At 61.4% G+C, this 25,011-nt stretch carries 29 protein-coding genes; 15 read left to right on the forward strand and 14 right to left on the reverse strand.

Features of this window, described 5'->3' with window-relative positions; all coding sequences use genetic code 11:
* The first annotated feature begins 107 nt into the window (after positions 1-107).
* The 3 genes from GTP45_RS01700 (at position 108) to GTP45_RS01710 (ending at position 2,972) form a co-directional block, all read left to right on the forward strand.
* Complete coding sequence (locus GTP45_RS01700; protein WP_371874402.1) at positions 108-1,934, forward strand: CHASE domain-containing protein; 1,827 nt, start codon at positions 108-110, stop codon at positions 1,932-1,934.
* A 108-nt stretch (positions 1,935-2,042) separates the two neighbouring features.
* A complete protein-coding gene (locus GTP45_RS01705; RefSeq protein WP_161012149.1) occupies positions 2,043-2,699 on the forward strand; it encodes a glycine-rich domain-containing protein in 657 nt (218 codons plus the stop codon).
* Positions 2,700-2,765: 66 nt separating this feature from the next.
* The gene (locus GTP45_RS01710) at positions 2,766-2,972 is read left to right on the forward strand and encodes a hypothetical protein (protein WP_161012150.1); all 207 of its coding nucleotides are present in this window, start codon (positions 2,766-2,768) and stop codon (positions 2,970-2,972) included.
* A 69-nt stretch (positions 2,973-3,041) separates the two neighbouring features.
* Here GTP45_RS01710 and GTP45_RS01715 read toward each other — a convergent pair whose 3' ends face one another.
* The 3 genes from GTP45_RS01715 to GTP45_RS01725 all read right to left on the reverse strand — a co-directional run bounded on the left by GTP45_RS01715 (position 3,042) and on the right by GTP45_RS01725 (position 4,699).
* Positions 3,042-3,281, reverse strand: coding sequence for a hypothetical protein (locus tag GTP45_RS01715; RefSeq protein WP_092278423.1), 240 nt, complete (start codon positions 3,279-3,281; stop codon positions 3,042-3,044).
* A 138-nt stretch (positions 3,282-3,419) separates the two neighbouring features.
* Positions 3,420-3,671: a hypothetical protein gene (locus tag GTP45_RS01720; RefSeq protein WP_161012151.1), complete on the reverse strand. Its 252-nt coding sequence runs from the start codon at positions 3,669-3,671 to the stop codon at positions 3,420-3,422.
* 140 nt (positions 3,672-3,811) lie between these two features.
* On the reverse strand, positions 3,812-4,699 hold the full coding sequence (locus GTP45_RS01725) for an SDR family oxidoreductase (protein ID WP_161012152.1): 888 nt from the start codon (positions 4,697-4,699) through the stop codon (positions 3,812-3,814).
* A gap of 12 nt (positions 4,700-4,711) precedes the next feature.
* Here GTP45_RS01725 and GTP45_RS01730 point away from each other — a divergent pair, with 12 nt between their 5' ends.
* From GTP45_RS01730 to GTP45_RS01750, 5 genes are all read left to right on the forward strand, one after another.
* On the forward strand, positions 4,712-5,737 hold the full coding sequence (locus GTP45_RS01730) for a CDP-6-deoxy-delta-3,4-glucoseen reductase (protein ID WP_161012153.1): 1,026 nt from the start codon (positions 4,712-4,714) through the stop codon (positions 5,735-5,737).
* A 63-nt stretch (positions 5,738-5,800) separates the two neighbouring features.
* Entirely contained in the window at positions 5,801-7,039 is a 1,239-nt protein-coding gene (locus GTP45_RS01735; RefSeq protein ID WP_161012154.1) for an MFS transporter, read from the forward strand.
* Positions 7,036-7,689 carry a DUF1345 domain-containing protein gene (locus tag GTP45_RS01740; RefSeq protein WP_161012155.1) on the forward strand — a complete coding sequence of 218 codons (654 nt, stop codon included), beginning with the start codon at positions 7,036-7,038 and terminating at the stop codon, positions 7,687-7,689. Before GTP45_RS01735 ends, GTP45_RS01740 begins: the two co-directional genes overlap by 4 nt.
* 203 nt (positions 7,690-7,892) lie before the next feature.
* Complete coding sequence (locus GTP45_RS01745; RefSeq protein ID WP_217363281.1) at positions 7,893-9,422, forward strand: Fic family protein; 1,530 nt, start codon at positions 7,893-7,895, stop codon at positions 9,420-9,422.
* 68 nt (positions 9,423-9,490) lie between these two features.
* Complete coding sequence (locus GTP45_RS01750) at positions 9,491-9,868, forward strand: HPF/RaiA family ribosome-associated protein (RefSeq protein WP_161012156.1); 378 nt, start codon at positions 9,491-9,493, stop codon at positions 9,866-9,868.
* Positions 9,869-9,889: 21 nt separating this feature from the next.
* Here GTP45_RS01750 and GTP45_RS01755 read toward each other — a convergent pair whose 3' ends face one another.
* A complete protein-coding gene (locus GTP45_RS01755; protein ID WP_161012157.1) occupies positions 9,890-10,669 on the reverse strand; it encodes a helical backbone metal receptor in 780 nt (259 codons plus the stop codon).
* A 97-nt stretch (positions 10,670-10,766) separates the two neighbouring features.
* Here GTP45_RS01755 and GTP45_RS01760 point away from each other — a divergent pair, with 97 nt between their 5' ends.
* Positions 10,767-11,735: a GGDEF domain-containing protein gene (locus tag GTP45_RS01760; RefSeq protein WP_161012158.1), complete on the forward strand. Its 969-nt coding sequence runs from the start codon at positions 10,767-10,769 to the stop codon at positions 11,733-11,735.
* Here GTP45_RS01760 and GTP45_RS01765 read toward each other — a convergent pair.
* Positions 11,720-12,283 carry a DUF5610 domain-containing protein gene (locus GTP45_RS01765; protein WP_161012159.1) on the reverse strand — a complete coding sequence of 188 codons (564 nt, stop codon included), beginning with the start codon at positions 12,281-12,283 and terminating at the stop codon, positions 11,720-11,722. The two genes, GTP45_RS01760 and GTP45_RS01765, sit on opposite strands and share 16 nt — an antisense overlap.
* Before the next feature lie 62 nt (positions 12,284-12,345).
* Here GTP45_RS01765 and sbcB point away from each other — a divergent pair, with 62 nt between their 5' ends.
* Positions 12,346-13,788: an exodeoxyribonuclease I gene (gene sbcB / locus GTP45_RS01770; protein WP_161012160.1), complete on the forward strand. Its 1,443-nt coding sequence runs from the start codon at positions 12,346-12,348 to the stop codon at positions 13,786-13,788.
* A 63-nt stretch (positions 13,789-13,851) separates the two neighbouring features.
* Here sbcB and pyrF read toward each other — a convergent pair whose 3' ends face one another.
* A complete protein-coding gene (gene pyrF / locus GTP45_RS01775) occupies positions 13,852-14,673 on the reverse strand; it encodes an orotidine-5'-phosphate decarboxylase (protein WP_161012161.1) in 822 nt (273 codons plus the stop codon).
* Between the two features lie 95 nt (positions 14,674-14,768).
* Here pyrF and GTP45_RS01780 point away from each other — a divergent pair, with 95 nt between their 5' ends.
* On the forward strand, positions 14,769-15,530 hold the full coding sequence (locus GTP45_RS01780; protein ID WP_161012162.1) for an SDR family NAD(P)-dependent oxidoreductase: 762 nt from the start codon (positions 14,769-14,771) through the stop codon (positions 15,528-15,530).
* On the opposite strand, the gene GTP45_RS01785 is transcribed toward GTP45_RS01780, so the two are convergent.
* Entirely contained in the window at positions 15,527-15,955 is a 429-nt protein-coding gene (locus tag GTP45_RS01785) for a MarR family winged helix-turn-helix transcriptional regulator (protein ID WP_161012163.1), read from the reverse strand. The two genes, GTP45_RS01780 and GTP45_RS01785, sit on opposite strands and share 4 nt — an antisense overlap.
* Complete coding sequence (locus GTP45_RS01790) at positions 15,952-16,800, reverse strand: alpha/beta hydrolase family protein (protein ID WP_161012164.1); 849 nt, start codon at positions 16,798-16,800, stop codon at positions 15,952-15,954. Before GTP45_RS01790 ends, GTP45_RS01785 begins: the two co-directional genes overlap by 4 nt.
* Before the next feature lie 362 nt (positions 16,801-17,162).
* On the opposite strand from GTP45_RS01790, the gene GTP45_RS01795 reads away from it, so the two are divergent.
* Together GTP45_RS01795 and GTP45_RS01800 are read left to right on the forward strand one after the other, a co-directional pair.
* On the forward strand, positions 17,163-17,555 hold the full coding sequence (locus tag GTP45_RS01795) for a VanZ family protein (RefSeq protein ID WP_161012165.1): 393 nt from the start codon (positions 17,163-17,165) through the stop codon (positions 17,553-17,555).
* A 305-nt stretch (positions 17,556-17,860) separates the two neighbouring features.
* Positions 17,861-18,250 (forward strand): hypothetical protein, encoded by a 390-nt coding sequence (locus tag GTP45_RS01800; RefSeq protein ID WP_161012166.1) that lies wholly within the window; start codon positions 17,861-17,863, stop codon positions 18,248-18,250.
* Here the strand turns inward: GTP45_RS01800 and GTP45_RS01805 are convergent.
* Both GTP45_RS01805 and GTP45_RS01810 read right to left on the reverse strand, forming a co-directional pair.
* A complete protein-coding gene (locus GTP45_RS01805) occupies positions 18,247-19,119 on the reverse strand; it encodes a TraB/GumN family protein (protein ID WP_161012167.1) in 873 nt (290 codons plus the stop codon). The two genes, GTP45_RS01800 and GTP45_RS01805, sit on opposite strands and share 4 nt — an antisense overlap.
* 93 nt (positions 19,120-19,212) lie before the next feature.
* On the reverse strand, positions 19,213-19,965 hold the full coding sequence (locus GTP45_RS01810) for a substrate-binding periplasmic protein (RefSeq protein WP_161012168.1): 753 nt from the start codon (positions 19,963-19,965) through the stop codon (positions 19,213-19,215).
* Between the two features lie 64 nt (positions 19,966-20,029).
* Here GTP45_RS01810 and GTP45_RS01815 point away from each other — a divergent pair, with 64 nt between their 5' ends.
* Positions 20,030-21,037 (forward strand): LLM class flavin-dependent oxidoreductase, encoded by a 1,008-nt coding sequence (locus tag GTP45_RS01815; RefSeq protein ID WP_161012169.1) that lies wholly within the window; start codon positions 20,030-20,032, stop codon positions 21,035-21,037.
* A gap of 36 nt (positions 21,038-21,073) precedes the next feature.
* Positions 21,074-22,225: an MFS transporter gene (locus GTP45_RS01820; protein ID WP_161012687.1), complete on the forward strand. Its 1,152-nt coding sequence runs from the start codon at positions 21,074-21,076 to the stop codon at positions 22,223-22,225.
* A gap of 96 nt (positions 22,226-22,321) precedes the next feature.
* Here GTP45_RS01820 and GTP45_RS01825 read toward each other — a convergent pair whose 3' ends face one another.
* Genes GTP45_RS01825 through GTP45_RS01840 form a run of 4 tightly spaced genes read right to left on the reverse strand, consistent with a single transcriptional unit; the run spans position 22,322 to position 24,964 of the window.
* Positions 22,322-22,783: a bacteriocin gene (locus GTP45_RS01825; RefSeq protein ID WP_229258297.1), complete on the reverse strand. Its 462-nt coding sequence runs from the start codon at positions 22,781-22,783 to the stop codon at positions 22,322-22,324.
* Positions 22,780-23,607: a DUF6160 family protein gene (locus tag GTP45_RS01830; protein ID WP_161012170.1), complete on the reverse strand. Its 828-nt coding sequence runs from the start codon at positions 23,605-23,607 to the stop codon at positions 22,780-22,782. Before GTP45_RS01830 ends, GTP45_RS01825 begins: the two co-directional genes overlap by 4 nt.
* Positions 23,607-24,395 (reverse strand): hypothetical protein, encoded by a 789-nt coding sequence (locus tag GTP45_RS01835; RefSeq protein ID WP_161012171.1) that lies wholly within the window; start codon positions 24,393-24,395, stop codon positions 23,607-23,609. The genes GTP45_RS01830 and GTP45_RS01835 overlap by 1 nt, the downstream gene beginning before the upstream one ends.
* Positions 24,396-24,454: 59 nt before the next feature.
* Positions 24,455-24,964, reverse strand: a complete 510-nt coding sequence (locus GTP45_RS01840; protein WP_161012172.1) for a DUF6160 family protein — start codon at positions 24,962-24,964, stop codon at positions 24,455-24,457.
* Between the last annotated feature and the right edge of the window lie 47 nt (positions 24,965-25,011).

The raw sequence follows: 25,011 nt of genomic DNA on the forward strand, positions 1-25,011 counted from the left end.
GCCTGCGGGTGCCGTTTTTTATTAACAGTTCGTATAGGACAAATGTCTTTTCAACAAAATTTCTTGACTCGGCGAACTGTTATTTCCTATAGTCAAAAAACTATGGAGTGTTCAAGGGACAGGTGGTGGCGGCATTCTTCGGAGCAAAACAACTGTTCTCGTCGTCCCGCCCGGCATGGTGGGCGGGGGTGTTGCTGTCGCTGGGGATCGGCGGGCTGTTCCACCTGGCGGCCTCCAAGACCATCGAGTACGACGCTGGCGAGCGCTTCCTGCACCAAGCGCAGAACGCGCAGTACAACATCAACTCGCGCATCAACGCCTACACCGACGTGCTGCGCGGCACCGCCAGCTTTTTCAACGCCGCCGACCAGGTCGACCGTGCCGGCTTCCACCGCTACGTTAGCGGCCTCAACATCGAGCGCCAGTTCCCGGCGCTGGACAACATCAACTACGCCCAGTACGTGACGCACGACGGCCGCACCGCCTTCGAGCACAGCCTGCGCGACGACACCGCGCTTGGCTACCCGGAGGCCATGCTGATCTCGCCGCCCGGGCAACGCGCCGAGTACTGGGTGCTGACCATGATCGAGCCGCTGCCCGAGTTCGGCGAGAAAATCGGCCGCGACATCGGCTACCGCGCGCCAGTGGCGCGGGCGCTGGCGCAGGGCCGCGACAGCGGCGAGCTGAGCGCCTCCGGCACGCCGATCGACAGCGCCCACCAGCCGCTGGGCGCGGGGCTGGCGCTGCGCTTGCCGATCTACCGTCCCGGCATGCCGACCGGCACGGTGGCGCAGCGCCGCGCCGCTTACGTGGGCTCGGTCGGCATCGGCTTTAGCGTGCCGCGCCTGGTGCAAGCGGCGCTGGAGCAAATGCAGGTACGCGACGCCCGCCTGGTGCTGTACGACGGCGGCGACCATGCCGGCCCGCGCGCCGAGGTGAAGCTGTTTGACAGCAAGCCTGACAGCCCGGCGCTGCGGCCCGCCGAGCTGTTCAGCGTCGAGCTGCCGATCGACTTCAACAGCCGCCACTGGCACGCCCACTTCAGCGCGCCCAAGGTCAGCTGGTACAGCCGCTTCGACACCTGGCTGCCGTGGCTGGCCATGGTGTGCGGCTTCAGCGGCTCGCTGATGTTCTTCCTGCTGTTCCACACGCTGTCCTCGTCGCGCATGCGGGCCGTGAAAATGGCCAAGGAAATGACGCGCGAGCTGCGCACCAGCCAGGCGCGGCTGCAACAGTCGCACCACAAGCTGCGCCGGCTGGCGGCGCACTCGGATCAAATCAAGGAGGAGGAACGCAAGCGCATTGCGCGCGAAATCCATGATGACCTCGGCCAGAATCTGCTGGTGCTGCGCATCGACGTCGACATGCTGTGCACACGCACCCGCCACCGCCACCCGCGCCTGCACGCGCGCGCCGAGCGCACGCTGGTGCAAATCGACAGCACCATCAAGAGCGTGCGCCACATCATCAACGACTTGCGTCCGACCGTACTCGACCTCGGCCTCAACGCGGCGGTGGAATGGCAGATCGCCCAGTTCCGCGCGCGCTCGGGCATGGTGTGCGAGCTGATCGACCATCAGACCGAGATCCGCGTCGACGACCACTGCGCCACCGCCTTCTTCCGCGTGCTGCAAGAATCGCTGAGCAATATCCAGCAGCACGCCCACGCCAGCCTGGTGCGGGTGGACTTGCGCCAGATTGAAAGCGTACTGAGCATGACCATCAGCGACAACGGCATCGGCCTGCCCGACGCCAGCCGCAACAAGGCCGGCTCGTTCGGGCTGGTCGGCATCGAGGAGCGCATCAGCCTGCTGGGCGGCACCTGCTCAATCAGCGCCAGTCCCAATGGCGGCACCACGGTGGCCATCACGGTGCCGGTCGGCGCCCGCGCCGCGCGCGAGGCGCCGTCCCGGGCCATGGACTTCGCGCTGTAGATTTCCACCAAACATTGATTAACATCAAGGAACATCTGTCTCCTACGGGCAAAATTAAAGCCGTTCGCTGCTTTTTCTCAACCCGTGTCACAACCAAAGGAGAATTTGATGAATGCCCAAGACCTGCACGCCATCGCCGCTCTCGACCTGGAACCGATCAAAGTCAAACTGATGCACCAGGAGTCCGGCGAAGGCTGGACGCTGGAGCGCGCCAACGCGGTGGAGTTCGAATACCGCCGCTTCCTGATCCTGATGAAAAAATTCCCGAACGAGCAGACCGCACCGCTGGTGGACGTGGACACCTTCTGGCATTACCACATTCTCGACACCATGAAATACGCGGCCGATTGCGACGCCGTGTTCGGCCACTTCCTGCACCACTTCCCGTACATCGGCCTGCGCGGCGAGGATGACGAGGCGGCCCACATCCGCGTCGGCCTGCGCATGAAACAGCTGTATGAAGATACTTTTGGCGAAGATTACGTGCGCAAAGCCGCGCAGGCCGATACCGCCCACTCGGGCGTGGCGGCGGTGTCGTTTGCCCATTCCGGCCTGGTGGGCGCGCAGTTTGCCCACTCGGGCGTGATCGGCGCGCAGTTTGCCCATTCTGGCGTGGTCGGCGCCAAGTTCGCGCATTCGGGCGTGGTGGGCGCGCAAGTGGCGCATTCCGGCGTGGTCGGCGCCAGCGCGGCACAGGCCGAGGCGGCCATCATCGCTGCGCAACAGTCGAGCTTTTATCAGCAGCGTCCGCGCCTGACCGCATAAAAAAACGGCGGCATGCTCAAAAAAGTGGCATACTCGGTGGTCTAGAGTAGAAGATGGGAGTACATCATGGCCGTCAATACCGTCGCCCCGAGCAGCAGCACCGCCGTCCAGCAAGCTATCCCCGCCCGCCAGCCGGAGCAAGTCAAGGCGGTGGACAAGCCAGCCGAACGCATTGAACAACCGCCGCCGCCACCTCCGCCGCAGGCTGCCGTCGCCCCGACGGTCAACACCAGCGGCCAGCGCATCGGCACCACCATCAGCACCTCGGCCTGAGCCGAACCGCCCAACAAAAACGGCGCGTCACCTTGCGGTGCGCGCCGTTTTCTATTGCTGTGCCTGAAATTACGAGGCCATCATTTCACGCAGTTCGCGGATGCTGAAATCGCTGATTTCGTGCATGCGGATCAGGATGGTGGCGCCGATAGGCAGCGTGTTGTGGCGGATCTTGGAGATGACCGGTGGGGCCACTTCCAGCGCGCGCGACAGCGCTGCATCGTTTTTCAGTTGCAGTTTTTCAATGATGGCGTCCAGCACGCGGTTTGGGTTGTACGTAGGCGACGCGGTAATTTCTTTGAGAGACATGGTAGGTAGTAGGTCACTGCCGCTTTTGGAAAAAAAACGACACTTATCCAATAAGAGTGATTATTGGATAGATTCTAACCCCTTTTTTTATGCTATGGCGAACTTTGTTGTAAAAAAAAGTATCAAACCATGTAAAGATCAGCTCGGACGACGGACTCCAGCTGCGAGGAAGCACCATTCAACCGCCATCAGCGTGGCCAATTGCGCGATGCTGCCCGGGAAAAACAAGGAGGTGGTGGAGAAGTGTTCGGGATAGCCGGCGCTGTAATGCCAGCCCAACTGGCGGCGGATTTCCTCCGGCATGGGAGGCGGCCGGTGACAAAACTCACGCTGTCGCTGGTGCATGTAGGCGCGGACTTGCTCCTTGGTTGGCTGCAAACTGGCTACCATGCGCGCACTCCTTATTGGAAGATGGCTAACAATATCGTATCACGCGACGCGTTCTTTGATATGCGTCAAACGCGTCAACTTATAAGTTTGTCACATAAAACCCACGATAACATTGCACTAGCTTAATTTTCGTTAATTCTTTACATATCTTTACATTGCAAGGCGACCGCCACGGTCGGATAACGTAGCCGCACGCCCAATTCGCGCTTGATGCGGCCGTTCTTCAGGCGGCGCGACTCCGACATAAACGACAACAGGGCCGGCGTCACCACCTGCTGCAACTCGGCGCGCGGGAGGCGTGGCGGGCGCGGCAGCTGGAAGGCGTCCGCCACCGCATCGAAATACTCCGCCATCTTCATCTCGCTGTCATCCACCGCATGGTAGGTACGGTTCGGTAGCGCACATAACAGCGCACGGACAATGATGGCGGCCAAATCGTCGGCGTGGATGTGGTTGGTGTAGACGTCATCGGCCTCGATCAGGGCCGGCGTGCCCTGCTGCAAACGCTTGATCGGCAAGCGGTCGCCGGCGTAAATCCCCGGCACCCGCAGCACCGACAGCGCCGCCCCGCTGCGCTGCGCCCAGCGCCGCAAGGTACGCTCGGCATCGACCCGGCGCAGCGCGCGGGCGTTGCGCGGCGCCACCGGGCGGCTCTCATCGAACAAGGCGCCGCCGCAATCGCCGTAGACACCGGTGGTGCTGATATAAACCAAGCGTCCTTGCTCGGGTAAAATGGCGGTCAAATTGCGCGTGCGGCTGTCCAGCACGCCTTCGGCAGGCGGCGGCGCCAGGTGGACGACCCACGGCGCCAGCCCGGCCAGGCGGCGCAAACTGGCTGGATCATCGAGGTTGGCCACCAGCGGCACGGCGCCGGCGGCCCGCAGTTCGGCGCGGCGTTCCGGCTGGCTGGTGGTGGCAAACACGCGGAAATGCGGCGTCAGCAGCGGCAACAGGCGCATGCCGACATCGCCGCAGCCGACGATCAGCACGCGCGGCCGACGGAATTGTTGAATTTTGAAGTTTTTCATCAGAAAGATTGTATGACGTTTCAGATAACTGTACAGCCTAGTGGCCATCAATTCAGCTGCGAGGCAGACGAAACCATCCTGGCCGCCGCCATGCGCGCCGGCGTCGGCCTGCCTTACGGCTGCAAAAACGGCGCTTGCAGCTCCTGCAAGGGCAAGGTGATTTCCGGCTCGGTCAGCCACAAGCCGCACCAGGAACGCGCCCTGACCAAGGACGAAGAAGCGGCCGGCTACTCGCTGCTGTGCTGCGCCACCACGCAGGGCGATCTGGTGATCGAAGCGCGCGAAGTGGCGGGCAGCGATGACTATCCTATCCGCAAAATGCCGTCGCGCGTATCGACGCTGGAAAAAGTCGCCTCGGACGTGATCGTCATTACGCTGCAGCTGCCGGCCAACGAGACGCTGAAATTCCGCGCCGGCCAGTACATCGAATTCATGCTGCGCGACGGCAAGCGCCGCAGCTACAGCATCGCCACGCCGCCCGATCAAGACCAGCCGCTGGCGCTGCACATCCGCCACATGCCGGGCGGCCTGTTCACCGACCAGGTGTTCACCACCATGAAAGAGCGCGACATCCTGCGCTTCGAAGGCCCGATGGGCACCTTCTTCGTGCGCGAAGATTCCGACAAGCCGATGGTACTGCTGGCCTCCGGTACCGGCTTTGCGCCGATCAAGGCCATCGTCGAACACATGCGCGCGCAAGGCTCGGAACGTCCAATGACCTTGTACTGGGGCGGCCGCCGTCCACAGGACTTGTACATGGATGCGCTGTGCCGCGAGTGGGCAGCTACCCTGCCGAACTTCAAGTATGTACCGGTGATTTCCAACGCACAGGACGAAGATAACTGGAGCGGCCGTACCGGCTTCGTGCACCAGGCCGTGATGGCCGACTTGCCGGATATGTCGGGCTACCAGGTCTACGCTTGCGGCGCACCGATTATGGTGGAATCGGCCAAGAAAGATTTCGCCGCCCAATGCGGTTTGCCGGATGAAGAGTTCTACGCGGACGCCTTCACCACCGAGGCCGACATCAACGCCTAACAAATTCATCCCACGGGCCTTTCGGGATGCAGAGTCCCAAAGGCTCTGCTCCCGAAAGCACCAATGTCCGACAGTAATTCACGCAACGGTTTCAGCGTCCTACGCCACCGCAACTTCACCCTCTACCTCTCCGCTCGAACGCTGGCCACCCTGGCCGTGCAAATGCAAAACGTCGCCATCGGCTGGCAAGTCTATTCGATGACGCACAACCTGTTCGACCTTGGCCTGATCGGCCTCGCGCAGTTCCTGCCCTTCCTTGCCCTGATCCTGATCGCCGGCCACGTCGCCGACCGCTATGACCGCCGCACCCTGATCGCCCTCGCGCTCGGCGCGCAACTGCTGTGCGGCCTGATGCTGCTGGCCTTCACTTACACCGGGCTGAGCGCCGTGTGGCCGGTGTTTGCGGTGCTGGTGGTGTATGGCAGCGCGCGTGCCTTCATGGGGCCGGCCACGCAAGCCATCCTGGTCAACCTGGTGCCGCAGGAAAGCTTCAGCAAAGCGGTGGCGCTGAGTTCTTCCAGCTTCCACGTGGCCGTGATTCTGGGCCCGACGCTGGGCGGACTGTTCTACCTGGCCGGGCCGAAAACGGTTTATATGATTTCCTCGGCGCTGCTGCTGGCGGCGGTGGTAATGATGTCGCTGGTGAAATCGGTCAAGCAGCCCAGCGCCAGCGGCCCGGCCTCGTGGCATACAGTGCTGGAAGGCTTGCGCTTCGTCTGGTCGCGCAAGATCGTGCTGGGCGCGATTTCGCTCGACCTGTTCGCGGTGCTGTTCGGCGGCGCCACCGCCCTGCTGCCGGCGCTGGCGCATGACGTGCTGCACGTCGGCCCGAGCGGCCTTGGCGCGCTGCGCACCATGCCGGGCGTGGGTGCGGCACTGTGTTCAATTGCACTGGCCTTCTTCCCGATTACCCGCCGCGTCGGTGCGTGGATGCTGGGCGGCGTGGCCGTGTTTGGCGTCTGCACCATCGTGCTTGGCGCCACCACCAGCTTCGTTATCGCGCTGGCGGCCTTGTTCCTGATGGGCGCTGGCGACATGATCAGCGTCTACGTGCGCCACCTGCTGGTGCAATACGAAACGCCGGATGAAATTCGCGGCCGCGTCAGCGCGGTCAACTCGGTGTTCATCGGCGCCTCCAACGAATTGGGCGAGTTTGAATCGGGCATCACCGCCGGCTGGCTGGGCCTGACGCGCGCGATCCTGTTCGGCGGCGCGGCAACCTTGGCCGTAGTCGGCGCCTGGACCGTGCTGTTCCCGGTACTATCGCGCATGGACCGCTTCCCGCACGAGGACAAGAAATGAGTTTCCGCCTGCCCGCCATCATCCACAGCCGCCCGCACCTGAGCACCGCGATCGTGCTGGGCGTGGCGGCCAGCCTGATCGTGCCGGAGACGTGGCCGTGGCAGAAGCAATTGCTGGCGTGCTGGAACGTGCTGGTGTGGACTTACCTCGCCACCATGGCGTGGATGATGGCGCAAGCCGACCACCACGACATCAAGCGCGCCGCCTGCCGCCAGGATGAGCGCGGGCCGGTGATCCTGGCCGTGCTGTCGCTGGCGGTGATGCTCAGCCTGGTGGCCATCATCTCGCAGCTGGCGGCGGGCAAGCCGTCGGATGATTTGCTGCAGCGCTACGCCCTGAGCGTGGCGACCTTGATCGGCTCGTGGTTCATGGTCGGCGTCATGTTCTGCTCGCACTATGCCCACCTGTACTACATCGACGACAGCGACGACAAGCCGCTCGGCTTTCCTGATGGCGACCTGGCGCCGAACTACTGGGACTTCCTGTACTTCTCGTTCACCATCAGCGTGGCGGTGCAAACCTCGGACGTCGCCGTGCGCAACCGCCGCCTGCGGCAAGTGGTGCTGGGCCAGTCGGTACTGTGCTTCTTCTACAACCTGGCTATCCTGGGCCTGTCGATCAACATCGCCGCATCCCTTCTCAACGGCTAGAAAAATGCGAGCGAAAACGACAAAATAGCTCCATTCCGCGAATGAAAACGACATTCCGCCAATATTTGACCGGAAAATGCGAGCCTAAACGACAGACGCAATTCCGCGAGAGAAAACGACAAAAACACCAAATACTGCGAACGTAAACGACATTGACCGACCTTTTGTGCCAAAATTGAGAGGGAAAACGACATCGCCGCCATATGAACACCCTCTCCAAATCCCAGCTAGGCAACAGTCTAAAGGCCGCACCATGGGAAGATGTCTACATTGCGGCGCAGCTCACGGTCGCCGATCGCAAACGTCTTGAGCGACAAGCAAAGCACGGCGTTTTCGTCAGGATTTACAAGGGTCTGTACGTCAACGCTGAAGGCGGCGCACCAAGTATTGAGCGCCGCGTTCGGTCACATTGGGCGAAAGTGGCGGGCGTGGTAGCGTCAGGCGGCGTGGTTTCACACAAGAGCGCACTCTTCGGCGGCCCCAAAGATGGCATGCTGGTTATTTCGCATCCCACTTTGACTCGGCGAAAAGTCACACTTCCAGGCCTCACCATCGAAATTCGCAATGGCGCCGGCTTTCTTGCCGGTGACATGCCACTCAGTCAATCCGGCCTACACTACTCTGGCCGCACCCGCGGCTTACTCGAAAATTTGGGCCGGAAATCTTCGATTCGCGCAGGACAAGAGGAGGTTGAGCATCGCCTCATCACAACGTTAAACTCATCCGGCGAACACGCGCTGAACGCCATCCGCGACGAAGCTGTGGTCCTGACGCAAAGCTTGAGACTCGAAGCGGAGGCGGCGACCTTGCGCCGTCTCATCGGAGAGCTACTAGGCACGCATCAGCGCGGAGAACTCAAAACCCCAGAGGGGATTCAAGTCGCCATTGGCAAGCCCGTGGACAAAGAGCGCATTGAACGCTTCAATCTACTCGCCGATTACCTGCGCGCTGCAACACTGCCACGCATTGAAGACACCATTCCACGCGGGCCATCAAGACACCACGCGGCGTTCATTGAATCCTACTTCTCCAACTTCGTGGAGGGCACCAAGTTCGCCATTGAAGATGCCCGCGACATTGTCATCCATAACAAGATTGTGGAGAGCCGCCCCAAAGATTCTCACGACATTCTGGGCGTATTCCGCCTCGCGGTCGAAGTACCATACAGGCACAGTCCACCAGTTGCAGGCGACGACTTTCTACCAGGCTTGAGCGAGTGGCACGGGCAGATGCTGCGCATGCGGCCCGAGGCACATCCGGGCACCATTAAAAGCCAATCGAACTACGCGGGCACGACTGAATTCGTAAAGCCTTCCCATGTGCGCGGTACCATTGAGGGAGGATCGCGCATTGCACTGTCCATCCCAGAAGGATTTGCGCGCGCCATTTTCTATGCTTTTCTGATCTCAGAAATCCATCCTTTTGACGATGGTAACGGCCGGCTCTCGCGGCTGGTGATGAATGCTGAACTATCTCGCGTCGGACTGCACCGTATCATCATCCCGACTTTATTTCACCCGCAATATATCGACTGCGTGCGCGTGCTCACCCGGCAAAACCAGCCTGCAGAATTTGTACGCAGCCTAGCCAAGATGGCGCGCTGGTGCGCACAATTCAATTACGCAGATTTGGACTTGCTGCTTGCTCAGCTCAAGCAGAGCAATGCGTTGGAAGAATCGCCGGCGCGATACCAACTCTTGAACGTCGACGGCAGCCGTGGCCTTGCCGGTTAGATATTTAACGTTCACTTAAGCTCGGAAGGAGTAAGATGGTCACGCAGTCCAACAACAGGAGCAAGCGTATGCAAATCCAAATTAACACTGACAAAACCATCGAACGTCATTCTGGTCTCGACGAACACGTGCAGACTGTCGTGAGCAATGCCCTCCACCGCTTCGGCGAGCAAATCACCCGCGTCGAAGTCCATCTCAGCGATAACCTTGGCCAGAAGTCGGCCGACGGCGACAATCGCTGCCTGATGGAAGCCCGCCTTAACGGACTTCAACCAATTGCCGTCAGCGACCATGCGGCCACGCTGCATCAAGCCATCAGCGGCGCGACCGATAAGCTGAAGCGCGCGGTCGATAGTGCGGTCGGCAAGCTGCACGATAACAAGCGCCACGCCGCCGGCGCTGGCTTAGTATCGGCCGCTGTAGTGGCCGACGCGGACGAAGAATAATTCCGCAACGGGAGCCGGCGCCTATCTTTGCGTCAGCTCCCGCAAGTACTTCAAGCCTTGCAGCGAACGGCTGCCATACCACGACATCATTTCCCCATCGACCAGCAGCACCGGCTTGCCAATTTGGCGTTCCAGCACATCCGCGTGCGCCTCGGTAAAGCGATACGGTTCGCTCGATAGCAGCACGCCGTCTATGCCGTTAATCAACTCCGAAGACCAGCGGAACTCCGGGTAGCGCGACTCGCCCAGATCCGGCACGCTCCAGCCAATTTCTTCCAGCATGCGGGCGATGTAGGTGTCCTGCGAAATCGTCATCCACGGGTCTTGCCACACGCAGTACAGCATGGTTTGCTGCGGCCCTTTCGGCGCGGCTTGCAGCAGCGCGTACTCGGTCTCAAACGCGGCGCACCATTCGGTTGCCTGCTGCTCGCGGCAGAACACCCCGCCCATCAAGCGCGCCAGGTCGAGATTGTCGCGCGGGCGTAGCGGATGCGTCACCACCAGATTGGGCACGAACTCGGCCAGCGCATCGGCGGTCGGCTTTTCGTTCTCGTCGATATTCAGCACCACGTGGGTCGGCGCCAGCGCGCGGATTTTTTCCAGGTTCACATCCTTGGTGCCGCCCACCTTGGGTATGGTTTGCACCACGTCCCACGGATGGATGCAAAAGCCGGTGCGCCCTACCACCTGCCCACTGAGGCCAAGGTCGCACAGCAGCTCGGTAATCGACGGCACCAGCGAGACGATGCGCGCGTTTGGATCGGGTTGGTGCTCGGCGCCCAGCGCGTCTATGTAAGCCATGTTGTTTCCGGTGATGTTGTGATGCCGGTATTGAAGCACTCCTCGACTCATGTGTGCAACAATATGTCCAATATTGAACCAGCTATATTCTTCTTGCATGAAACAAATCAGCACCTTTGGCTTATCGAGCTACCGGATCAGCGATTTACAACTGCTGCGCAATTCCGACGATGACGCCGCCGTCGCCAAAATGCTGGCGCACTGCCCTATCATGCAGGTGGAAGCCGACGAAGCCGTGGCCGAATCGGGCCGCGCGCGCCTGTACATCTTGCTGCGCGGCGCGCTGTCGGTCACCAATGATACCCGCACCGGCATGGCCGACGGCACGGTCAGCAAAATCCTGCCCGGTGAAAGCGTGGGCGAGCAATCGGTGCTGGATGAAGAAACCAACCTGGCCCACATCACCGCGCTGGAGCAAAGCGAAGTGCTGGTGGTCGAGGCCGACCTCGTGTGGCAGTTGATCGATGAATCGAACGTGTTGGCGCGTAATCTGCTGCGCCTGCTGTCGTTCCGCATCCGCGCCGCCAATGCCCAGTTGCGCCGCCGCCAGAAGCTGGGCGAGTTCTACCGCCAGCTATCAATGATCGACGGCCTGACCGGCTTGTACAACCGCGCCTGGCTGAACGACCTGCTGCCGACCATGGTTGCCACCGCGCACGGCTCCAACGCGCCGCTGGCGCTGATCATGATCGATCTCGATCACTTTAAAAAATTCAACGACAGCCACGGCCACGTGGCCGGCGACGAAGCGCTGCGCGCGGCCGCGCAGGTGCTGAGCGGCGCGCTGCGCCCCACCGATTTTGCGGTGCGCTACGGCGGCGAGGAAATGATGGTGCTGCTGCCCGATACCAGCGACAAGGTCGCGGTGTCGGTGGCCGAGCGCCTGTGCGAACGCATGCGGCAAGCGAAAGTGTTCGGCGACATGCGCCAGCCGCTGCCGCACATTACCGCCTCGTTCGGCGTGGCAGTCTTGCAGCCGCAGCAAAGCGAGCAGGACTTGATCCAGGCCGCCGATGCGGCGCTCTACCGCGCCAAGGAAAACGGCCGCAATCAGGTCGCGGCCTGAGCCGCCTCTTCTTCCCGCGGCTTAGGCTGATGGGCGGCGATGAAATCGGCATAGCCCTGCTGCACCAGGTCGTAGGTCTTGTCGATATTACTGGCGATATCGCCATTCAGCACCTTCAAGCTCTGCAACACATCGCGCGCTTCCTTGAAGCCCTGGTCAACGCCCTTTTTCAGCGTGCCGATGAAATTATTCAGCGTTTCGGTCTCATCCTCGCCGGGATGCTGCTGCTTATAGGCTTCGTAAAATGCCGTGGACAGCGATACAATGCGGCCAGCCGTGCCCTCCGGCGTATTATCCTGCGAGACGGCGTTCTGGATGGCGTTATCGCCGAAATCGTCCTTGAGCGCCTCGTTAATGCCGGTCAGCGCGGTTTTCAGCACCACCGACAGCGGTTCGTTCGAAGAATTTAACGATACCGTCAAGGAAGCTTGTACGATAGACACATTGAGATCGGCTTTGGCCTTGGCGGCTGCCGATACGGGTTTATCGTCGCGCGACTGAACCGGCGTGGCCGTGCTGCCCGACGTAACGGAAACTGGAGTAGCCATAATATTGCTCCTCATTGAACACGCTGGAATTATCGGCAGAATTTAAAATAACTGTAGCACCTATGACCAATCAGACTTTCCTCTGGCACGACTACGAAACTTTCGGCGCGGTGGCGCGCCGCGACCGCCCGGCGCAATTCGCCGCGATCCGCACTGACGCCGACCTCAACGAAATCGGCGATCCGATCATGCTGTATTGCAAGCCGGCCAATGATTTCCTGCCGGATCCGCAATCTTGCCTGATTACCGGCATCACGCCGCAGCAGTGCCTTGAATGGGGCGTGGCCGAGCACCAGTTTGCGGCCACCATCGAGCAGGCCTTCTCGCAGCCGGGCACCATCGGCGTCGGCTACAACACCATCCGCTTCGATGACGAGATCACCCGCTTCATGTTCTGGCGCAACCTGATCGATCCGTACGCGCGCGAGTGGCAAAACCAATGCGGCCGCTGGGATCTGCTGGACGTGGTGCGCATGACTTACGCGCTGCGGCCGGAGGGCATCAACTGGCCGGTCAAGGAAGACGGCAAGCCGAGCTTCAAGCTGGAAGATTTGGCCAAGGCCAACGGCCTGCTGCACGAGTCCGCGCACGATGCACTGTCGGACGTGCGCGCCACCATCGCCTTGGCGCGCTTGATCAAGCAGCATCAGCCCAAACTGTTCGACTTCTGCTTCGCGCTGCACAAGAAGGATCGCGTGGCGGACGAAATCGGCATGCACCTCGCGGCCAACCTGCGCCAGCCGTTCCTGCACGTGAGCGGCATGTTCCCGGCCGAGCGCGGCTGCATCGCGCTGGTGTATCCCCTGGGTACGCATCCGACCAACAAGAATGAAGTCATCGTTTGGGATTGCACTTACGATCCGAGCGAGCTGTTCACACTGGATGCGGACACCATTCGCATGCGCATTTTCACCCGCTCAGATGCGCTGCCGGAAGGCGTGACGCGCTTGCCGGTGAAGAGTATTCATCTGAATAAATCGCCGATGCTGGTGTCGAATCTGAAGACTTTGTCGCCGGCCATGGCGGCCAAGTGGGGCATGGATATCGAGCAGGGCAAGGCGCACGCGGCGATTGCTGCGGCTGGGCCGGATCTGAGCAAAGTGTGGGAAGAAGTGTTCTACCGTCCGGCTGGCGAGCCGCTGGATGTGGATGAGGATTTGTACAACGGCTTCATCAGCAAGGAAGACCGGCGCTTGCTCGACACGCTGCGGCGCGAGTCGCCGGCGCGCTTGGCGGTGGCGTCGCCGTCGTTCAGCGACGGGCGTTTGGCGGAGCTGCTGTTCCGCTACCGCGCGCGCAACTTCCCGGAGACCTTGTCGGAAACCGAGATGGAGCATTGGGAGCAGCATCGCGCCTCGCGCTTGTATGAGGGTGCTGGCGGTGCGCGTACTATTGACGATTACTTTGCGAAGATCGACGAGTTGCAGCAGTATGCAGACGAGCGCGCCGAACAAATCCTCGGCGAGCTGTATGAATACGCTGAACTAGTCGCTCCCGCGCAGTAACCCTAGGCAAAAAGGGGTCTGACCCCGTACGGGGTCAGACCCCGGCATGCGGGCTGCGGGGTGTTAGGCGCGATATTGGTTGATAGCGTCCCGGGTTTCTAACGCGACGCGCCGCGCGGCCATCGCGAAGTCTTCCCCCGCCGTTGGGGTCGCGTACAAAATCGCGCGCGAGGAGTTGATCATCATGCCGGCGCCGCTCGCGGTGCGGCCCGATTTCACGGTCGCCGCAATATCGCCACCTTGCGCGCCGATGCCAGGCACCAGCAGCGGCATCTCGCCGACAATCGCACGTACCTGCGCCAACTCTTCCGGGAAAGTCGCACCAACCACCAGCGCGCACTGTCCGGTTTTGTTCCACTTCTGCGCCACCAACTGCGCCACGTGCTGGTACAGCGGCTTGCCGCCCACATCCAGGAACTGCAAGTCCGAGCCGCCCGCATTCGAGGTGCGGCACAGAATAATCACGCCGCGATCGCTCCACTCCATGTACGGCTCAACCGAATCAAAGCCCATGTACGGGTTGACGGTCACCGCATCCGCGCCATAGCGGTCGTACGATTCACGCGCATACTGGCGCGCCGTCGCGCCGATGTCGCCACGCTTGGCATCCATAATCAGCGGAATGTGGGGATAATTCTCGCGCACGTAATCGCAGATTTTCTGCAACTGGTCTTCCGCGCTCAGCGCGGCAAAGTAGGCGATCTGCGGCTTGAACGAGCACGCCAGGTCGGCGGTCGCGTCGATGATCTCGCGGCAGAAGTGATAAATGCCTTGCGGGTCGTTCTGGAACTGGGCCGGCAGCTTGGCCATATCTGGATCCAGGCCGACGCACAACAGGGAGTCGTTGGCCGTCCAGGCGGCGGATAATTTGTTAATAAAAGTCACGACGGCCCCCTAAAGAAAATTGCAAACCCTCTATTGTAACCCGCCCACGGGGGGCTGTTAAAATTTGGGTTCACCACCAAAGAAAGCTCACTCCCATGAAATTATCCCAAAAAGTCGCGATCGTGACCGGCGCCACCCAAGGCATCGGGCTGGCCTGCGCCCAGCGCTTGATTAACGAAGGCGCCAAGGTCATGCTGGTGGACATCAAGCCGGAGGGCGCCGAAGCCGCCGCCAAGCTGGGCGATCAAGCCCGCTTTTTCGCCGCTGATGTCAGCCAGAAGGCCGATGTTAACGCCATGGTGGCCGCCACCCTTGCCGCCTTCAGCCGCATCGATATCCTGATCAATAACGCCGGCGTCACCCACGCCGCCAATTTCCTCGACGTCTGCGAGGAAGATTTCGACCGCGTGATGCGCATCAACCTGAAGTCCATGTTCCTGTGCGGCCAAGCAGTGGCGCGTGAGATGGTCAAGCAGCAGAGCGGTGCTATCATCAATATGTCCAGCGTGAACGCCGAACTGGCGATTCCGAACCAGGTGCCGTACGTGGTGTCGAAAGGCGCGATCAACCAGCTGACCAAGGTGATGTCGCTGAATCTGGTGTCGCACGGCATCCGCGTCAACGGCATCGGCCCCGGCACCATCTTGACCGAACTGGCCAAGCAAGCCGTGATGTCGAGCCCGGAGTCGCGCCACACCATTTTGTCGCGCACGCCGATGGGCCGCTGCGGCGAGCCGGAAGAAGTGGCCTCGATTGCCGCCTTCCTCGCCAGCGACGACGCCAGCTACATGACCGGCCAAACCCTGTACGTCGACGGCGGCCGCCTGGCGCTGAACTACACGGTGCCGGTCAACTAATCGTCGGACAGCGCCGCCACCTGTTCCAGCCAGCGCGCCACCACGGCCAGTTCCGCTTCGGTGAAGCCGGACTTGAGGTGGCCGTTCAGCTGATCGAGCAGGCGGCGCGATTGGCGGCTGGCGCGTTCGCCGTCGGACGTCAGGCGCAAGCGCGTGGCGCGGCCGTCGCTGACGTCGCCGGTGCGCTCGATCAAGCCGCCCGCCTGCATGCGCTTGGAGAGATTGGTGACGGCGGCCGGCGCTACGTGCAGCGCCTCGGCGATCTCGCCGATCTTGGCGTTGGGCGTGGACTCCAGGAAGAACAGCAAGCCCACCTGCGCCGAACTAATCCCCTCCCACGCGTGCGGACGCGTCTCCACCCAGCGCTGCAAGCCGCGATAGGCGCGGTTCAGCAAAAATCCAAACCGCGGCGGCGCACTGCTCATGCCGCCCCCAGCAGCCAGTTGCCGACCTGCGGCCACAGCGCATCCGCGCTGCGCTTGCGGAAGAAGCCCATGTGGCCGATGGCCGGCAAGCCCGCTTCGCGCGGCGTCACATGACGGCGCTCGATGCGCGCATTCACCAGCGGATGCAGCAATAAATCCATGGCGCGGCGATTGGCCCACGGATCATCCTCAAAGCCCAGCACCAGCAGCGGCAAATCCACCCGCGCCACGCGCCGTTTGGCGTCCATGGCCGGATCGTCGTAGAAGTAATGCGGCAGCGTCGTCCAGCGGCTCCATTGCAGCATCACCGGCCCTGGCAAATCCTCGCCCAACCCGAGACGTCGCCCCGGCATGTAGCCGAACACGCGGCACAGCAGCGGCGCCAGCAAGCGCATCACCGCCCACACGCGCAAACGCTCCAGCGTGCCGGTGATGGTGCGCGTCACACCGGCGTGCGCCGCGATGATGACCGCCGCCCGCAACTGCGGCGTGGCCGAGGACAGCGCAATCGCATGGCCGCCGACGCTGTGGCCCACCGCCAGCAGTGGCAGATCGGGGAAGCGCGCGGCAGCCCAGCGCGTCACCGCGCCGACGTCCTCCTCCATCCAATCGGCCATCGACACCGCGCAGTCGCGCAACGATCCGTTGCGCGAACGGCCGGTGCCGCGATAGTCGTAGGTCAGCACGTGCAGACCGAGACCGTGCAGATACGTGGCAAACGCCTGGTAGTAACCCTGCGTGACGGCCGTAGCCGGATGCAGCAGCACCACCGCGCGCGGCGACTGCGCTTGCCACAAGGTGGCGCCGAGCGCGCCTGCTGCTACCGGGATGTCGAACTGTTCCATTGAACGCCGCTCCAAATTCGTTAACGTGTTAACTAATTTAGCCAAGCAAACGCTCGATGTCAACCGATGAGTGCGGAGTTATGCTTAAACCTGATGTCTGGTATCTGAAACAACAATTAGACACATATCTGGCGACGCAGCATAATTACACCTGTCTCCACTATTCTCCTCCAAGAAAATAGTTTTAAGCCCGCTCAAGTCAGCGGGCTTTTTTTTGCCCGCTGTCATAACGCCGTAACAAACGCTGCCTATACTGGCTACATCTTAAGTACATGCAACCGATAGGCATGACTGAAGACTAGGCGCGCCGGGAATCGGCGCGCCACTCCCCTTCTCTTGCGGTGCATGGTATTGTCTGCCCCATGCTCAAACAACTGCTCCTTACCTCTTCCCACGCCCGCCTGCGCTACTGGACTGCCATCGTGCTGTACCTGCTGATTCTCGTGCTCGGCTCGATCCCCGGTGCGCGCCAGGATATCGGCCAGGTCGCCACCGGCGTCATCCTGCATTCGATTGCCTACGCTGGGCTGGCCTTCCTGATTTACACCGGCAGCCACGGCGGACTTGGGCTGCGCGCAGTCAAGGCCGTGCTCACCATCGCGCTGATGGGCGCGCTGGACGAGGTGGTGCAAAGCTTCTTCCCCTACCGCCATGGCGCGGTATCGGATTGGCTGGTCGATTGCAACGCGGCAGTGCTGGCGTCGGCCTTTATGTGGGCTCTGTGGAGTCGCTATCGCATCCTTCCGGCAGATTGAGATCGCGCGTGGCGAGCGCCACGTCTTGCCGCATTTCCTGGAGTTGTTCGGCCTTGGCCACGCGAACCAAGCCGTGCAGTGCATGAAGAAGAAAGTGCCGGCTGCGCGCGTCCTTGCACGTGGCGGCAATTAACTCTTCGATAATAGTGTCTGTCACGCGTGTCAACATATCGATGTCCTTTAAAGTGATACTCGACAATTATTGCGTGTAGGTAGCATGTTTCAATTGATGTATATCAATCCAAGCCATAGGTAAGGGAACGAAGTTCCGCCGCGCGCCTCTCACACTATTTAGGGAGGCGAAAATGAAGAAGATGACTCTGTGTGCCATGGCGCTGTGTGCCCTCTCCATGGCGGCCTGCGCGGACAGGATGAACAAATCCGCTAGCACCACCGGCAATGACATGACCGGCCCGGCGCCTGCGCCAATGGCGGCTTCAGCGCCCATGCCGGCACCAAGCTCGGCGCAAGCCGGCGTCGGCGTGGTACAGGCGATTGATCAATTGCAGCGGCAGGACGTGGGCGTGGGCATGCTCGGCGCGGCGGCGGCCGGCGGCATGCCAACCGACAAGGTCTACCGCATCACGATGCGGCTCGATGACGGCAGCACCCAAGTTGTGGTGGTGGAATCCGAGCCCAGCTACAAGATCGGTGACCGCGTCCGCTACAGCAACAGCACGGTGCAGTTTTATTAGTACAGCTGTTCGACCTGGTAGCCGCGCCGCTTAAGCAATTGCGGCAAGCCGTCATCACCGACCAGGTGCAGCATGCCGACACCGACAAAAGCCACTTGGTCTTGCTGCATGATGCGCTCGATGTTGGCGGCCATCTCGGGATTGCGCTTGCCGAGCAAGACGCGGCTCATGAATCCAGCGCTGACGCTGTCGCCGCTGGTAGCGGATTGCCACGCCGCGTTGATGCGCGCGCCGTCGGCGGCGCTCCAGGCATCGATCAAGGCCTGTGATTTTTTCAGGGAGTCGCCGTCGGCTAGGTCGGCCAGATTTTCGAGCAGGTACTGCTCTTGCTGGCGCTCGTCCAGGCTATCGAACAAGCCCAGCTGATAATCAGCGCTCTCCAACTCGCGCACCGTCTTGTCCTGTTTTTGCGCGGCGGCCAGCAGCGCGTACTCCACCGCCTGGCTGCGCTGGTAGCCGTGCAGGTCGAGTTCCGCGCCCACCAGCAGATTGGCTATCAGCCACGGCTTGTAGTGCTGCACCGATGCCAGCGGAATGTTGGCGCGCGCCAGCGCCTGTTCCATCTTGGCGAGCGTGGCCGGCGTCAAATGTTTTTGCACCGAGTCGCCTTCCGGGTAGCGCGCGTGGCGGGTCAACGCCAGCTGGAAGGCCTTGTCTTCACGGATATCGAGTTCGATCACCAGCGCCTTGGAATCGAGCAGCGCCCGCGCCGCCACCGCATCGAGCGGATAGGTGCCGTCGCGTCCGACGTGAATAGTGCCATAGAGATAACTGGTTTTACCCTCATGCGTCACGCGGTACAACTGGCCGGCGGCATAAACGGTCTGGCTGAACGCCAGCAGCAAAGCGAGGAAAAGAGCGCGGGCCATTGGATCGGAGATTTACATTGGGAGTTTCCAATGGTAAATCAGGATTATGGCCGGTCAGAAAGTATTTTTGAAAACCGTCGGCAAAATAAAACATTATTTAAGGCGACTTTGATAATTACTGAGTATTTTGCTCACACTTCCGTCTTTAATCATCTGATCGATTGCTTTATTTACCTCGACCAGGCGTACCCGGCCTTGCGGCGAGACGGCGCACTGGGCTTTATAAGTTTTCACCACCAGCGGCGGATATATCGATAGTTTCTCGCCAACCTTGAGATAATAATCAAGCGTGTTTTTCTGGGTGATAGCATGATGCAAACGGCCGGCCGCCAATTTGCGCAAATTACCCGATGACGAATGGCCATCATCGCGCACAAAACCCTTGCCCATGGCTTTCTCCAATTCGGGATAGTAATAACCCAATACTGTCGCCACGGGCTGGCCATTTAAATCACTGAGTTTATTCGGCTGCGGCACCGAGGTATCGGTCACCACCACCTCGGACACGGGGAAAAAGCCGCGCGACCATTGAAATTGCCCCGGCAACCACGGCGGCAGATACAAGCACACCACGTCCGCCTGCCCCGATTCCAGCGCCATCGCGATGCGCTTGCGCGGCAGCAGCAGAAAGCTGGCCTCGCGGCCCAATTTACTAGCTAGCGCCTCGCCCACGTCTTTGTGTATACCCTCGACGATCTGGCCATCGCGGAAAGCGGCCATCGGCATTTCCGTGCCCGTATCGACGAGCACGACCAGCGGCGCCGCGACTGCATTCAAGGCAGCGGCGGCGCAAACCAGGGCGCCGCCAGCACGCTTGAGCCAATCTGTGTATGCTTCTCTATCCATTAAGAAAGATTATACCCACACTCTTTCAATGGGCTTGTTAGTCCACTTCAGATTAGGTAGCACCATGATTCCATTTTCCATACTTGACCTCTCCCCGATTGCCGAAGGCAGCAATCCTTCCGCCTCGTTCCGCAACACGCTGGACTTGGCGCAACACGGCGAACGCTGGGGTTACCAGCGCTACTGGCTGGCCGAACACCACGGCATGCCCGGCATTGCCAGCGCGGCCACGGCAGTGGTCATGGCCCACGTGGCCGGCGGCACCAGCACCATCCGCGTCGGCGCCGGCGGCATCATGCTGCCGAACCACTCGCCGCTGGTGATTGCCGAACAATTCGGCACGCTGGAGGCGCTGTTCCCAGGCCGTATCGACCTCGGCCTCGGCCGCGCGCCCGGTTCCGACCACACCACCGCGCGCGCCCTGCGCCGCAATCTTGAGTCGGACGCCGACGCCTTCCCGCAGGACGTGCTGGAACTGCAAGACTACATGTCCGACAATCCGCGCCAGCGCGTGCTGGCCGTGCCGGGCAAAGGCGCGAAAGTGCCGATGTGGATACTTGGCTCCAGCACCTTCGGCGCGCAACTGGCAGCGCACCTCGGCCTGCCGTTCGCATTCGCCTCGCACTTTGCGCCGCAGATGATGATGCAGGCGCTGTCGCTGTACCGCGCCAACTTCCAGCCGTCGGCGCAGCTGAGCAAGCCTTACGTCATGCTCGGCTTCAACGTGTTTGCCGCCGATACCAATGAAGAAGCGCATTTCCGCGCCACCTCCATGCAGCAAGCCTTCGTCAACCTGCGCACCGGCCGGCCGTCGCAACTGCCGCCGCCGAAAGCCGGCTACCTCGAATCGCTGGGCCTGCCGGAACGGGCGATGCTGGACTCCGTGTTGTCCTGCACCGCCATCGGCGCGGCGGACACGGTGAGCAAGCAGATCCAGGACTTCATCGCCCGCACCGGCGCCGATGAGCTGATGATTACCTCGCAAATCTATGCACACGCGCAGCGCCTGCGTTCGTACGAAATTACCGCCGAAGTACGCCAGTCGCTGGCCCGTGAACAGGCGGGGCTGTAATCAATGGAGCACAACAAGCACGACATTACGCCCGGCATGGTCTGGCTGTTTGCCATTGCGACCGGCCTGATCGTCGCCAACCTGTATTACGCACAAACGCTGATCGGCCCGATCAGCAAAGCCACCGGCCTTGATCCCGGCGCGGCTGGTTTGATCGTCACGCTGACGCAGATCGGCTACTGCATCGGCCTGCTGTTCATCGTGCCGCTCGGGGACTTGCTGGAGAACCGCCGCCTGATCGTGACGGCCCTGCTGACCACGGCGGTGGCCTTGCTGGCGGCCTCGATGACCAGCAGCGCCAACCTGTTCCTGTTTGCGGCGCTGTGCATCGGCCTTGGCTCGGTGGCGGCGCAGATCGTGGTTCCGTTCGCGGCGCACTTGTCGAAGCCGGAGACGCGCGGCAAGACCGTAGGCAAAGTAATGAGCGGCCTGCTGATGGGCATCATGCTGGCGCGGCCAGTGTCCAGCCTTGTGGCCGATGCGTTTGGCTGGCATGCGATCTTCGTGCTGTCGGCCATCACCACGGCGGCGCTGGCCTTGCTGCTGCGGGCCAAGCTGCCGAAGCGCCAGCCGGAAGGCGGCATGCACTACTTCGAGCTGCTCGGTTCGATGTGGCATCTGCTGAAAACCACGCCGATCCTGCGTCGCCGCGCGGCTTATCAGGCGTGCATGTTTGGGGCGTTCAGCTTGTTCTGGACTTGCGTGTCGCTGGAGTTGACCGGGCCGTATTTCCAGATCAGCCAGACTGGTGTGGCGATCTTTGCGCTGGTGGGTGTGGCGGGGGCGATTGCGTCGCCGATTGCAGGCCATCGCGCGGATCAGGGCAAGAGCCGTTCGACTACCGTGATCGCGCTGTCGCTGGGAGCGCTGGCGTTTGCGCTGCCGCTGGCGATTCATGGCAGCCGCCTGGTGGACTTGGGCGTGCTGGTGCTGACTTCGATTATTTTGGACATGGGCGTGTCGGCCAACCTGGTGACGGGCCAGCGCGCCATCTTCGCGCTGCCGCCGGAAATCCGTAGCCGCTTGAATGGCCTGTACATGGCGCTGTTCTTCATGGGTGGTGCGATAGGTTCATCGTTAGGCGGCTGGATGTTTGCGGCCCACGGCTGGACGGGGGTACTCTGGACAGGACTCGCGTTTCCGCTGATCGCATTGTGTGTGTTTGCTACTGAACCCCGCAAACCGTAGGGTCAGACCCCGTACGGGGTCTGACCCTTGGCTCGCCGTGCGGGGTAAGCAGGCGTTATCAAAACGCGCCGAGTTCGGGGGCGCTGGCCATCGCGATCAGTGCCCCCAAAAGCGGACTTGGCCTTGTAGCGAAACCGTGCCGTTGATGTTGAGGCTGCCTAGGCTGTTGGTCACCGGCGCGGTGGGATCGTTCTGCACGCTCAGCGATTCAAAGCCGAGATTGGTGTAGTGCACATAGCCCGGCAGCCCGATGGCGATGTAGTCGCCGCCGCCATCGGTGCGCGTCTGCACGCCGAGGCTGACGGCAAACATATCCACCGTCCCGCGCACATTCTTGAACACGATGTAGCGATTCTGCCCACCACCACTGAAGCCCAGCGACAAGCGGCTATCGCTCACCGCCCCCACCAGCGTCGGATCATTCAGCACCACGTGCGCGGCAAAGCTGATGCCGTCGCCGCCGCTCACCTGCGACAATTCCTTGTCGTCCAGCGGCTTTAGCTCGCCACCATGCGCCGCGCCCGCCATCAGCAATAAAATCAGCGCGCGCTTCATCATTGCTTGAACTTGATATCGAGGTACTGGATCTGCACCGATCCAATCCGCGACGAACCGAGATCCACCGTCGGCTGCCCCGGACTCACGAACGAAATATTATCAACCACGATGCTGCCCGCCGACGCCTGCCCATTGCCATAACGCGCATCCGGCCAATCAATGCCGATGTGCAGACGCGGCCCGTTCTCATCATTAAGCGCATTGATCACGGCCGGCTGCGCCGCCACATGCGCAATCACCCACGGATTGCCATCCACGCCGGCAATGTGTACGCCACTCATCACCATCGCCTCGGTCGCATCATCGCGCCCGCGCGGCTGGAACGACAGTTGGCCAATATCCATTTTCAGCGCCGCGCCAAACGCAATGCCGTCATTGACCTGTGGCGTGGTGAACTGCAAGCCGCCGCCATAAAACACCAAATCCTTGACCACCACACTGCCCTGCTCGCGCACCACGCCATTCGCGCCCACGCCCCAGTCGTACGCCAGCTGCCAGCGCTGATCGCCATTGATGTTGGTCGGGAAAGCGATCTTAATGTAATCCGCCAGTCCCGGTGCCGACGGCAAAATATCGAGGCGATACGGATCGGAAAACGGCAGCGGATTATCGCTGCGCGAAGCATGAAATTTTTCCACGTACAAGCTGCTGCCGACCGGCGTGGTGTAGCTGACACGCGCATCGCCGCTCATGGCAAAGCCGTTCAGATCAAAGCTGACGCCATCACGTCCGCGCACCGAGGACAAGGCACTGTCGCTCATCGGTTCCATCGCCGAAGCGGCCGACATGAACAACAGCAAGCCCACCATCAGCGCGCCTCGCATCAGCGGCCCTTCGGCAAATTAGGCGGCGCGACGCCGTTGGTGGCGAGCGCCTGCAATTTATCGCGCCAGTTCAGCCACATGCCTGCTTGCGCCGTGTCGTTGGCCGGCGCGCCGTTGGTGGTTGGGAATTGCACCGCCGTCTTCAACAGCGAAATCCAGAAGTCGCGGCTACCGCCACTGGCATCGCCTGCCGTCACGCCGCCCAATTGCGACAGGGTCAGGCAAGGCGCCGTGCACGCGCCATCCCAGCGCTTGCCGCCGCCGTCAGTGCGCGAGTCGAGTACGATGGTGCTGCCATCGGCCGCCGTGCCGGTCACCTGCATCGAGCCGGACAAAGTCGTAATCCGCAAACCAATATCGCCGCTGATCGATTCAAAGCCAAAACGCATGCCGATCGCCTCGCGCGAGGCGCCATCGGCCGCATTCTTGTAGACGAATTCAAAATAGGGATTACTGATCTGCACCACGCGCTGCGCGTCGGTGCCATCGCTGCGGCCGAATTGCAGCAGCGGGATATCGAGATCGGCGCCGCTGCCGTTGCGGGCGGCGTAGGCGTACTCGCCCAGCCGTATATTGCGCAGGTTGGCGCTCAGCGTGATGTCCGCGTCCAGCGCGATCTTGCTGAAGTCGAAGCCGTTCAAGCTGCTGTTGGTCATGGTGACCAAGCCCTGGCCGTTGACGGCCGATAGCTCGTCCTCGCTCATAGGCTGCATCTGTGCCGACGCCGCGTGCATGCCGCACAGCAGCGCCGCGACCAGCACCAGCCGGCGCAGTAATGTAGAAGTCATGAGATAGGGAGCGGCAGTTGCTGGGGTTGGCCCGTGCGCAACCGCCGCCGCTCAACTGATTAGTGAGCGAAGATCCACACGGTGGTACCGCGCATATCGATCTGGTTCATGGCGACCGAGCCGAACGAGGCAGCGTTGTTGCCCATCTTGATCGCGTCTACCGACACGTTCAGGTAGTGGCCGTCAGCCACGACGGTCGATGGGATGGCGATCTGCACCACGTCGCCGCCGGTGGTTGGATTGTAGAAGGTGCCTGGGTTGGTCACGCCGGCAGCGGTAGCCGCAGCCAGGAACGAGTTCTTCGACAGGATGTCGATGTTCGCAGCGATCAGGCCGTTGACCTTGATGCCGTTGAACGATACCGAACCGCCACCCAGACCGTTGGCGTCCAGCGCGTCGGTGTCGGTGTAGGTGAAGGAGTTGATTTTGATGTTCAGGTTGGCAGCGATCGACACGCCGTCCTGGCCGCTGACAGTGCTCAGCTCTGCGTCTTGAATTGGGGTCATGGCCGATGCCGAGAAGGCCAGGGTTGCCAGTGCTGCAGCAGCTGCGGTTTTGATGAATTGCATGTGATCGTCTCCGTTGATGGTTTTAATAGTTTTGCAGCGGTGTGTGT

The organism is Duganella rivi (assembly GCF_009857435.1).
GTDB lineage: Bacteria > Pseudomonadota > Gammaproteobacteria > Burkholderiales > Burkholderiaceae_D > Rugamonas > Rugamonas rivi.

Coding starts and splice junctions, on each gene's coding strand:
- GTP45_RS01705 (WP_161012149.1), top strand. CDS start 2,043: ATGAATGCCCAAGACCTGCACGCCATCGCCGCTCTCGACCTGGAACCG.
- GTP45_RS01710 (WP_161012150.1), top strand. CDS start 2,766: ATGGCCGTCAATACCGTCGCCCCGAGCAGCAGCACCGCCGTCCAGCAA.
- GTP45_RS01715 (WP_092278423.1), bottom strand. CDS start 3,281: ATGTCTCTCAAAGAAATTACCGCGTCGCCTACGTACAACCCAAACCGC.
- GTP45_RS01720 (WP_161012151.1), bottom strand. CDS start 3,671: ATGGTAGCCAGTTTGCAGCCAACCAAGGAGCAAGTCCGCGCCTACATG.
- GTP45_RS01725 (WP_161012152.1), bottom strand. CDS start 4,699: ATGAAAAACTTCAAAATTCAACAATTCCGTCGGCCGCGCGTGCTGATC.
- GTP45_RS01730 (WP_161012153.1), top strand. CDS start 4,712: ATGACGTTTCAGATAACTGTACAGCCTAGTGGCCATCAATTCAGCTGC.
- GTP45_RS01735 (WP_161012154.1), top strand. CDS start 5,801: ATGTCCGACAGTAATTCACGCAACGGTTTCAGCGTCCTACGCCACCGC.
- GTP45_RS01740 (WP_161012155.1), top strand. CDS start 7,036: ATGAGTTTCCGCCTGCCCGCCATCATCCACAGCCGCCCGCACCTGAGC.
- GTP45_RS01745 (WP_217363281.1), top strand. CDS start 7,893: ATGAACACCCTCTCCAAATCCCAGCTAGGCAACAGTCTAAAGGCCGCA.
- GTP45_RS01750 (WP_161012156.1), top strand. CDS start 9,491: ATGCAAATCCAAATTAACACTGACAAAACCATCGAACGTCATTCTGGT.
- GTP45_RS01755 (WP_161012157.1), bottom strand. CDS start 10,669: ATGGCTTACATAGACGCGCTGGGCGCCGAGCACCAACCCGATCCAAAC.
- GTP45_RS01760 (WP_161012158.1), top strand. CDS start 10,767: ATGAAACAAATCAGCACCTTTGGCTTATCGAGCTACCGGATCAGCGAT.
- GTP45_RS01765 (WP_161012159.1), bottom strand. CDS start 12,283: ATGGCTACTCCAGTTTCCGTTACGTCGGGCAGCACGGCCACGCCGGTT.
- sbcB (WP_161012160.1), top strand. CDS start 12,346: ATGACCAATCAGACTTTCCTCTGGCACGACTACGAAACTTTCGGCGCG.
- GTP45_RS01780 (WP_161012162.1), top strand. CDS start 14,769: ATGAAATTATCCCAAAAAGTCGCGATCGTGACCGGCGCCACCCAAGGC.
- GTP45_RS01785 (WP_161012163.1), bottom strand. CDS start 15,955: ATGAGCAGTGCGCCGCCGCGGTTTGGATTTTTGCTGAACCGCGCCTAT.
- GTP45_RS01790 (WP_161012164.1), bottom strand. CDS start 16,800: ATGGAACAGTTCGACATCCCGGTAGCAGCAGGCGCGCTCGGCGCCACC.
- GTP45_RS01795 (WP_161012165.1), top strand. CDS start 17,163: ATGCTCAAACAACTGCTCCTTACCTCTTCCCACGCCCGCCTGCGCTAC.
- GTP45_RS01800 (WP_161012166.1), top strand. CDS start 17,861: ATGAAGAAGATGACTCTGTGTGCCATGGCGCTGTGTGCCCTCTCCATG.
- GTP45_RS01805 (WP_161012167.1), bottom strand. CDS start 19,119: ATGGCCCGCGCTCTTTTCCTCGCTTTGCTGCTGGCGTTCAGCCAGACC.
- GTP45_RS01810 (WP_161012168.1), bottom strand. CDS start 19,965: ATGGATAGAGAAGCATACACAGATTGGCTCAAGCGTGCTGGCGGCGCC.
- GTP45_RS01815 (WP_161012169.1), top strand. CDS start 20,030: ATGATTCCATTTTCCATACTTGACCTCTCCCCGATTGCCGAAGGCAGC.
- GTP45_RS01820 (WP_161012687.1), top strand. CDS start 21,074: ATGGTCTGGCTGTTTGCCATTGCGACCGGCCTGATCGTCGCCAACCTG.
- GTP45_RS01825 (WP_229258297.1), bottom strand. CDS start 22,783: ATGATGAAGCGCGCGCTGATTTTATTGCTGATGGCGGGCGCGGCGCAT.
- GTP45_RS01830 (WP_161012170.1), bottom strand. CDS start 23,607: ATGCGAGGCGCGCTGATGGTGGGCTTGCTGTTGTTCATGTCGGCCGCT.
- GTP45_RS01835 (WP_161012171.1), bottom strand. CDS start 24,395: ATGACTTCTACATTACTGCGCCGGCTGGTGCTGGTCGCGGCGCTGCTG.
- GTP45_RS01840 (WP_161012172.1), bottom strand. CDS start 24,964: ATGCAATTCATCAAAACCGCAGCTGCTGCAGCACTGGCAACCCTGGCC.